An 8555-nucleotide genomic window follows, 5' to 3' on the forward strand; every position below is an offset into this window, starting at 1 on the left:
GGCATCCGGCTTATAACTCGTTCTGCACGTACTCGGCAAACTGACGGATCGTCTCTTCGTTGCGCCGATAATACGTCCATTGTCCTCTTCGCTCGGAGAGCAGTAACCCTGCTTTGAGCATAGTCAGCAGATAACTGGATATAACCGACTGAGCCAGTCCAGCCTTCATTTGAATCGTGCCGACACAGATTCCGTTCTTGCCACCATCCGGATGCTGAGATAGTTCCAGCGGTGGGAAGTGTTGCTCCGGGTTTTTGAGCCACAACAAGATTTGTCTACGTGTCTCGTTCGATAATGCTTTGAATATAAGTATAGGTTCCATGGGTACGATTATACCCCCTTTCATCCATTTTGCAAACACATGAAACAAACAAACCGACTCATAATCGAGTCGGTCTGGTATCATATGGAATTCTTATAGCGAATCTAAATCCATATTAGAATTTGGTCGTAACCGTTTGTTTAACCTGATCCAACATCGCTTGATATGCTGGTGCATCCAGGTATCCAATACTTCCAAAGAGCAGATGATCTACGGCTTCAATGCCTACAAAGTTGAAGATACCTACGTCTGAAGTTAATTTCAGTCCAGCAGTCATGCCAATCTGATCGTAGATTTCACTAGGAGTACCATGTGTATTAATGATGAGGCCTTTTTTGCCTGTCAGCAATTTCTCGATTCCCGCTTCACCCGCTACATAAGCAAAACCATAGGCGAATACACGGTCAACATACCCTTTCAGAATGGCAGGAAGACCTGTCCACCAGATCGGATAGATGAATGTAATGGCTTCTGCATCCGTAACAAACTGTTGCTCTGTAGCGATATCCTGTGGTGTCTGTCCTGCACGCATGGAAGCAGTGTCAGCTTCAGTCAGTACGGGTTGGAATCCAAGTTTGTACAAGTCACGAACGACCACTTCATGGCCTTGAGCTTCGAGAGCTTCTACAGCAGTATTGAGGATTGCGTTATTGAAGCTGTCTGTGTGCGGGTGAGCATATACGATAAGGTGTTTCATAGTGTTAATCCCTCCAGGTTTGGTTTGAGTTAGGTTGCGAAAATGGGGTTACTTTGATACGTTCCCATATACATAGATATCTATGTATATGGGTAAAAAAATATTTATCTCCTCTGCCTCCACCTTAGTCAAATCTGGAAGGGTTGCAGACAGAAGAGTTCATTCATTATAACTTTCGGACAATAATGGATAGCAAGCTCTCCAATTGCTCCGACTGTTCATCGGACAGGCCACTATAGATGATGTCATTAATCTGCTCTGATACCTGATGGAAGATCGGTTCGAGTCGCTTCCCCTGTTCGGTTAGGCGAATCATCGTCACTCGGCTATCTTCGGCACTCTTACTGCGCTCGACATATCCAAGCTTCTCCAGCTTATTGACCAGTACAGTTACTGTTGGTTGCGTGCGTTGAACGCGTTCCGCCAGCATCTTGATCGAGAGCGTCTCTTCCCGGTACAAAAACATTAATACATCCCCATGAGATGGGACAATGCCTGTCACTTCATGCTGTTCCAATTCGTGAACAATCCGTTTGTTGACATGATCTCTGATTCTTGCAATCAGTGCAATTGCGTTGTATTTTGGCATGACCTTATTATACATAGACATCTATGTAATTTCAAGTGCTTTTTTAAATAAACAAAAACAGCCCTTTCCATCCTTTTAATGTGGAAAATATCGGGCTGTTTCGATCTGATTCTATTCCTATAAGGTTAGATCACGGTTGTTGGATTCATACTAATTTTAGTTAATCCATTGGGTGATTTTTTCAACAGATTGTCGGGATTTCTCACGTTTGGGTTCCTCTGCCCGATAACCGAAGGCTGCCATCACCGAGACGTCCCATGCGCCATCCTCCAGTAAACCCTCTTCTTCCAACATACGATGGACATCCTCACGGCTAAAACCTTCGATCGGACAGGAATCAATTTCGATCTGAGCTGCTGCCGTCATCATATTGCCGAGTGCAATATACGTCTGTTTGGATGCCCAGTCGAATAGTGATCGCGGATTCTCCAGAATTCTCTGGTTATTTTGGAACTTTCCATATGCCGCACTTGTTAGCTCAAATACGTCATCAGGCATATCCTTAATCTCTTTCAGCATGTATTCGGCATAGGGGGAATTAAAACTGGCGTCCGACCGGGCCAAAATAATAACAAAGTGGCTTGCCGTTGCCAATTGCTTTTGAGCGCCAGACGAGAATTCAGACAGACGTTTGCGCAGATCCGAATTTTGAACAATCAAGAATTTCCATGGCTCAAACCCAATGGAACTTGGAGATAATCTACCTGTTTCCAGTATAAATTGGAAATCCTCATCCGCAATTTTGCGAGTATCATCGAAGATCTTCGTTGCATGCCGGAAATGATATGCCTTCAAGATATCTTCCTTTTTCTTTGCCTGTGTTTTATCTTCCATGAAGCTCCACGTCCTTCTCTTTATAGTATTGTTGTATGTTCAATCGTTAGTTTCTCATTTTTGATATGCTTAGTATTAGTTTAGAATCTATATCCGAAAATAAAAAGTACGCACATTATTGTTTCTCAGTTTCTAAAAGTAAGTATTGTGTCCAGACAAGGAAAATAGCCGCTGAAGGATCATACATTTTCTCCTAGACGGCATATTTTCACACAGAAAATTTATAATTGTTCCATGAATTCTTTTTCCGAAATGACGGAATACCCTTCTTGCTGAAGCAACGCGGAAGTGACACCTTCACCCTGTACTTTGTGATTGGCAAAGTTTCCATCGTAAATAGTTTTCGTGCCACAGGACGGACTGAACTCCTTCAACACAACACACGACACATTCAATTTTTTAGCCCATTCCAATGTCTGATAGGCTCCCTTGATATACATCTCTGTGACGTCCTTGCCACTTTTCTCGATCACTTTCGCCGTGCCTGCCAGCACATCTTTGCCCGTTCCACCGATAATCTCAGCTGGTTCACGGGGTGTGGAGAATCCACCGAGCAATTCCGGACACACCATCTTCGCTTGCTCCTGCTCCACAAGTTCCTGAATCTTCTCATCCAGGCTCGCTGTTCCATTGTAACGGCAGGCTACCCCCGCCAGACATGAACTCACCAAATATTTCATCGTTATCTCCTTATGCCCATTCCATCTATGAAGTAAATTGTAACACATAAAATCAAGCCCTATAGCTCGCCTCTGGTAATCATCGTAATTTTTACATCTTCATTGTAGCGAACCCGTATAACATCTTTAGTCGACTCTAGTTCGAATATGGCCATCCCTGGGTTATCAGTTTCCCTATGAAGACTGTATCCTTGGAGGTCGACGTTAAATACTTCTTTAATCATCGGCTCTACCTCTCCCCTAAGGAGAGATTCCTTCACATTATAAATCTTCTGATGGTACACCTCTACTTCATCCCAATTGGTAAAATCATTTCGATAAGAATTTTCCCCAACAATAGAGTAAACCTTAGTTTCTTCTCCTACAGTCATTTGAACTAAGTAATGATCATTGAAACTAAGATTAATTATATCTCTCCCAATTTCATCATCTTTGGTACGACTTACACCCCTAAGTTTTAGAGATGTTTCACCGAATACTGCCTTAACGGCATCCTCGGCATCCGCCAATACTGAATGAGATACCTGATCAGGACTAAGATCGCCTGAAATGGATACGGGTTGGTCCTGCTGCCATACAATCTCTCCATAATTATTCTCATCCACTAATGTTAATGTCGTATACGATATCGGCTCCAATTCCCCTTGCTTCATACTCACATAACGTTGGACTGATACAGGTTTAAGCGTTGGTGTGCTGCCTATACTTTGCAAAAGCGATGGGATCTGGCGCAGATAACGGTGCTCCAGCTCGCTCGCCAGCATCTCACCTCTCATCTGTACTTCACGCAGATTGCCTGTTGCCGCATCAAGCCATATCTGCGCATACTCCTTCTCATTTTCTTTTCCAGCCTCTACATATATTCTGCCGGACACAGGCAAGTCTTCCACTTTCGTAATCTTCAGCTGTTTACCCAAATCGTCTCGCATGGTAGTCGCAACATTTCTTTTCATCTTGTCGGTTAGCAGATTCGTGTTCAAAGCATCGGATAACTGTAACGCTGCCGTCGGATAGACCTGTTCGATCACGGGCTTCACCAGCTGTCCATCATCCCAGATCCATAAGAACAATCCAGCAGCAATAACCAACGCAGCCGTGCCTGCAACAAGAGGCCCTCTTCTAGAGCGACGCTTGTGTGAAACGTTGCCTACTTGCGGTCTAGACAACCTGGAAATGCCTTCTGACCTATCTCCCTTGCTTTCCACTTCCGACTTCTTCATCCACTCCACCTGTTGAAGCACCTTCCGCTTGTGATCCTCTGTAAAAGGAGTCGACGCAAACGGTCCCTTCCGGATTTCCTTTTCCCATTGCTCATCCTTGTGTCTCATTCGCTTCGCTCCTCCCAATGTTTCCGTACCTTATCCTTACCTCTGGATAGTCTGGATTTCACTGTGCCTAAGCTGATTTTCAACATCTCTGCAATCTCACTTGTCGTAAGCTCATACTTCAGATTCAGCAAAAGAATCTCCCGGAATTTCTTCGGCAACGTCAGAACAATATCCCAGATTTCATGGACATGCTCCTTGCGCATCACTTCCATCTCTGCCGAAGGATGAGCAGACTGAGATGGAACCATGACTCTCTGGCCCGAAAGCCCCCGCTCTGTCTCAATAGATAATGTCTCTCCCCACAGACTGCTGCGAAAAAATCTGGATTTTCGATATGTAAAAGTCGTGTTCCTAGTAATTGTCAGTAGCCACGTCTTCAATGAGCACTCTCCCCGATAATGAGCGATCCCCGAATACGCTCGGATAAATACCTCCTGTGACAAGTCATCTGCCTGTTCCGCACTTTTAGTTAGAAAATAAGCGTAATTCCATACGTCATTTCCGTAGTCATCCATCATGCTGCTAAGTGTGTAATTGTCGATCGTCTGAGCCTGTGCCAGAAATTGATAATCCAACTGTTGTTCACCTCATTTAATATGACTGAGTCTAATGTGGTTTAGTTCCCTATTTTGGACATTATTTCTTATTATTGTAGCAAAATAAAAAACAGCATGTTCTACATCGCTGAACACGCTGTTTTCCTTCAAGTTTACGTAGTTAGTAATCTCTATCAGAAAGCTTTTAGGCGAACGCTCCACTTCAACAGTTTCTTTCTGCCCTCTGGTCTAACGAATCATTTTCATCGTTATACTTTCACCGCAGCAATCATCAGAAACATTGGTCTCCGGTTCTCGTCTCTCATGCCTGGAACCTGTTCGATCATCTCCAGCGATGGCTTGGATTCAGCTACCTGTTGAATGGAAAACCCTGCCTTAATCAGTTCATTCAGATGTGTAGCCAGTGTACGATGATATTTGACTACGTCCTGATTCAGAAAGTTTGCCACACGCTTCCCTTCCTCATGGTAATCATCCACGGGCCAGTGCAGGATCTCACCTTCGGGTCCGTAATGCCAATCCTGCGCAGCACGAGCGGTGAAGATGGGATGTTCAGAGGAAAGGACAAACGTGCCTCCTTGGACAAGACAGTCATTGATTTTGGCGTACACCGTGTCTAACCGTTCAATATAATGCAAAGCCAGCGAACTGATCACAACATCAAATTGTCCAGCTGTAAAATCAATATCTTCAATCGCCAGCTGCTTGTACTGGATCTGTGGGTCGTCCGTCATTTCACGAGCACGCTGGAGCATATTTTCAGACAGATCTACACCAATAACTGAACTCGCTTGTTGTTCACGCGCATACCGGCAGTGCCAACCAAAACCACATCCCAAATCCAGCACACGCTTGTCCTTCAAATTAGGCAAAAGAGTCTGCAATTCATGCCACTCCCCGGCTGCATCCAACCCTTGAACGGAACGAGCCATCTTACTGTAGTTGTGGAAAAACTCAGCTTCATCGTACTTATTTTGTTTCATCAAGAGATTCCTCCCGCCTTATAAATATCCACCTACTCTACCACATAAACGATATTTAAACGTAAAAGTTGCCAAGCGAATTCATGACGTGTTATCATACAGAACGAACGTTCAGTATTAATAAATACAGAATGAACATTCAGTTTACTAACGGAGGTCATTATGAATACGAATTGGACGCATCCATTGGAAGGGCAATCTGTAGGTAAAGCTTTTATGAGCTACCTCGTGCCTTCCGTATTGGGGATGCTGGTAGTTGCTTTTAATTTTATTATCGACGGCATTATGGTTGGACACAAACTGGGTTCTACCGCGATGGCCGGGATCGGCATTGCCTCACCTGTCTATACGCTTTTTGTTGCCATGTCGCTGTGGATTGGTATGGGCGGGGCAACCCTGTACTCCAACGCTATGGGTAGAAAAGATATCACATCAGCCAAACAAATTTTCACCAAATCCATTATGCTCATTATGCTCGTTACGATGGCCATTGGATATACTGCATTTACGTTCAAAGACAAGCTGGTATACGCCCTCGGTGCCAACGCCGAGACCTTCCCATTTGCTTCGGACTATATGAATATCATGTTGTTGTTCGGGTTTGTCTTCACCATTGAAAATGCCCTCTCTGTTTTTGTTCGGAACGATGGGAATCCCAACACATCCATGTACGCTCAGATTACGTTTGCTGTAGCCAATATCATCATCAATTATATAACATTATATGTACTCGAATGGGGTGTACGCGGTGTGGCCCTCGGTACAATTGTATCGGCGTCTCTTGCGCTACTTGTCCTGTTCACTCACTTTTTCAAAAAGACAAATAATCTCACGTTCACCCGGTTCAAATGGAACAACAAATTGCTGGCTTCCCTGCTACTCATTGGTTTCCCCAGCTTTCTGGCTGAACTCGGCATGTCGGTCTTCTCTGTCTCTCACAATATCTCCATGGACCGCATTGCGGGTACGGATGGTGTAGCGTCCTTTACCGTGTTGAACTATATTCATGGTGTGGTACTGTTAGCGTTCCTGGGTCTGGCGTCTGCTGCCCAACCTCTGATCAGCTATTATCACGGTGCGAAACAGATTCAACGGGTACAACAAACGATACGTTTAGCTACTAAAACAGCTCTGGCATGCGGTCTACTATTACTGATTGTTGTTCAAATTGGTGCACCTTACTTCGTGCAAATCTTCGGAAACTTCAGTACCGGCGTAACAGATAATGCCGTCTACGGATTACGTATATTTACATTTGCCTATGTGTTTATGGGTGTTAACTTTGTCATGAGCACCTATTTCCAATCTGTAGGTAATGCCAAAATGGCCATCTGGATTACAGCTGCGCGTGAAATGATCATCATGATTGCGTTGATTGCGATCCTCCCTTCCTTCTTTGGTGTCACGGGTGTGTGGCTTGCCGTACCGCTGTCCGAAATGCTGGTTCTCGCAACCATAGCCTTGTACTATAGAAAACGATCCCTAACGGATCGAATACACGCGTTGCAGTCTGAGTAACGTTAACAGATCGTAATGGCAACAGATAGCAAATAAATGGAACGTAGATAGAATGTAGGTAGACCTCATAAATAATCTAACAAACAAATAAACAAAAGCCCTGCACGATCAATATAGATCGGTCAGGGCTTTTGTTTTATCCTAAATTAGATGTAACTAGATACGTATATCAAATCGACCATTGCTGTCTGTTGTTGCGTTTGCAATCTCCTTAGGGGTAGCTACGCCCATTCCATTGGATGGTGGTTGGGCAGGTGGCGCTTCCTTAGTAGCAGTTGTACCGGCTCCTTGAGCGCTTTGCTGTGCAATCTGTGCCTCAATCTGCTTGATCTGCTGTTCAAGCTGTTTGGTCTTAGTCGCCTTGGTCTTCTCATCGTCCTTGCTGGATTGCACTTTCTCCAATTGAGCCTCAAGCTTCGTCTTTTGTTTCTCCAAGCTACTCGAATTATCTGAACTTGAAGATGTCGATATGTAAGATGTAGTGGAACTGGATGCAGAAGATATATTCATTGCGGTTCTCCTCCTCTTTACTTCGCTTCACTATACCCTAATCCACTGAAATGTACGTTAAATTCAACTGAAAGGTTGCTGAACGAAACCAAGTGCTGGAAGTCGAATAGATGGAAATATACATACCAGTATTAATAGTCTGATCAATAATATTGAAAGTCTTCATAATAAGTGAAGGATCTTATTTTCGTCTCATCCATAAAGTTAGTTGTTTTCCGCTGAAAAATAGTAACACAACAAGACACACTCGAAATCATTCAAGTGTGTCTTTATATTGCTTGGCGGCGTCCTACTCTCCCAGGACCCTGCGGTCCAAGTACCATCGGCGCTAGAGGGCTTAACGGTCGTGTTCGGGATGGGTACGTGTGGAACCCCTCCGCTATCGCCACCAAACGCGGTGCTTACATTTCAGAGTGTTGTTCCCTGAAAACTAGATTCGAAACGAAACACGCGAATTACAACTTGCTATTGGATAAGCCCTCGACCGATTAGTACTGGTCAGCTCCATGCATTGCTGCACTTCCACCCCCAGCCTAT

General features: G+C 44.3%; 10 protein-coding genes and 1 rRNA gene. 1 reads left to right on the forward strand and 10 read right to left on the reverse strand.

What is annotated here, in order from left to right:
- Positions 1-10: 10 nt before the first annotated feature.
- The 8 genes from HF638_RS25475 to HF638_RS25510 all read right to left on the reverse strand — a co-directional run bounded on the left by HF638_RS25475 (position 11) and on the right by HF638_RS25510 (position 5990).
- Positions 11-322 carry an ArsR/SmtB family transcription factor gene (locus tag HF638_RS25475; protein ID WP_062837657.1) on the reverse strand — a complete coding sequence of 104 codons (312 nt, stop codon included), beginning with the start codon at positions 320-322 and terminating at the stop codon, positions 11-13.
- 115 nt (positions 323-437) lie between these two features.
- Complete coding sequence (locus HF638_RS25480; protein WP_169482785.1) at positions 438-1019, reverse strand: NAD(P)H-dependent oxidoreductase; 582 nt, start codon at positions 1017-1019, stop codon at positions 438-440.
- Between the two features lie 166 nt (positions 1020-1185).
- Positions 1186-1629 (reverse strand): MarR family winged helix-turn-helix transcriptional regulator, encoded by a 444-nt coding sequence (locus tag HF638_RS25485; RefSeq protein ID WP_340400362.1) that lies wholly within the window; start codon positions 1627-1629, stop codon positions 1186-1188.
- A 135-nt stretch (positions 1630-1764) separates the two neighbouring features.
- A complete protein-coding gene (locus tag HF638_RS25490) occupies positions 1765-2442 on the reverse strand; it encodes an NAD(P)H-dependent oxidoreductase (protein ID WP_169482786.1) in 678 nt (225 codons plus the stop codon).
- Positions 2443-2663: 221 nt separating this feature from the next.
- Entirely contained in the window at positions 2664-3122 is a 459-nt protein-coding gene (locus HF638_RS25495; protein WP_169482787.1) for a 2-thiouracil desulfurase family protein, read from the reverse strand.
- A 59-nt stretch (positions 3123-3181) separates the two neighbouring features.
- A complete protein-coding gene (locus HF638_RS25500; RefSeq protein ID WP_169482788.1) occupies positions 3182-4450 on the reverse strand; it encodes a hypothetical protein in 1269 nt (422 codons plus the stop codon).
- Entirely contained in the window at positions 4447-5025 is a 579-nt protein-coding gene (locus tag HF638_RS25505; RefSeq protein ID WP_169482789.1) for an RNA polymerase sigma factor, read from the reverse strand. The genes HF638_RS25500 and HF638_RS25505 overlap by 4 nt, the downstream gene beginning before the upstream one ends.
- A gap of 230 nt (positions 5026-5255) precedes the next feature.
- Positions 5256-5990, reverse strand: coding sequence for a class I SAM-dependent methyltransferase (locus tag HF638_RS25510; protein WP_169482790.1), 735 nt, complete (start codon positions 5988-5990; stop codon positions 5256-5258).
- A 162-nt stretch (positions 5991-6152) separates the two neighbouring features.
- Here HF638_RS25510 and HF638_RS25515 point away from each other — a divergent pair, with 162 nt between their 5' ends.
- Positions 6153-7508 carry an MATE family efflux transporter gene (locus tag HF638_RS25515; protein ID WP_169482791.1) on the forward strand — a complete coding sequence of 452 codons (1356 nt, stop codon included), beginning with the start codon at positions 6153-6155 and terminating at the stop codon, positions 7506-7508.
- A gap of 156 nt (positions 7509-7664) precedes the next feature.
- Here the strand turns inward: HF638_RS25515 and HF638_RS25520 are convergent, their stop codons facing one another.
- Positions 7665-8018 (reverse strand): FlxA-like family protein, encoded by a 354-nt coding sequence (locus HF638_RS25520; RefSeq protein ID WP_169482792.1) that lies wholly within the window; start codon positions 8016-8018, stop codon positions 7665-7667.
- 276 nt (positions 8019-8294) lie between these two features.
- Positions 8295-8411 (reverse strand): 5S ribosomal RNA (rrf, locus tag HF638_RS25525).
- Positions 8412-8555: the final 144 nt, after the last annotated feature.

The organism is Paenibacillus sp. SZ31, from assembly GCF_012912005.1.
Classification (GTDB): Bacteria; Bacillota; Bacilli; order Paenibacillales; family Paenibacillaceae; genus Paenibacillus.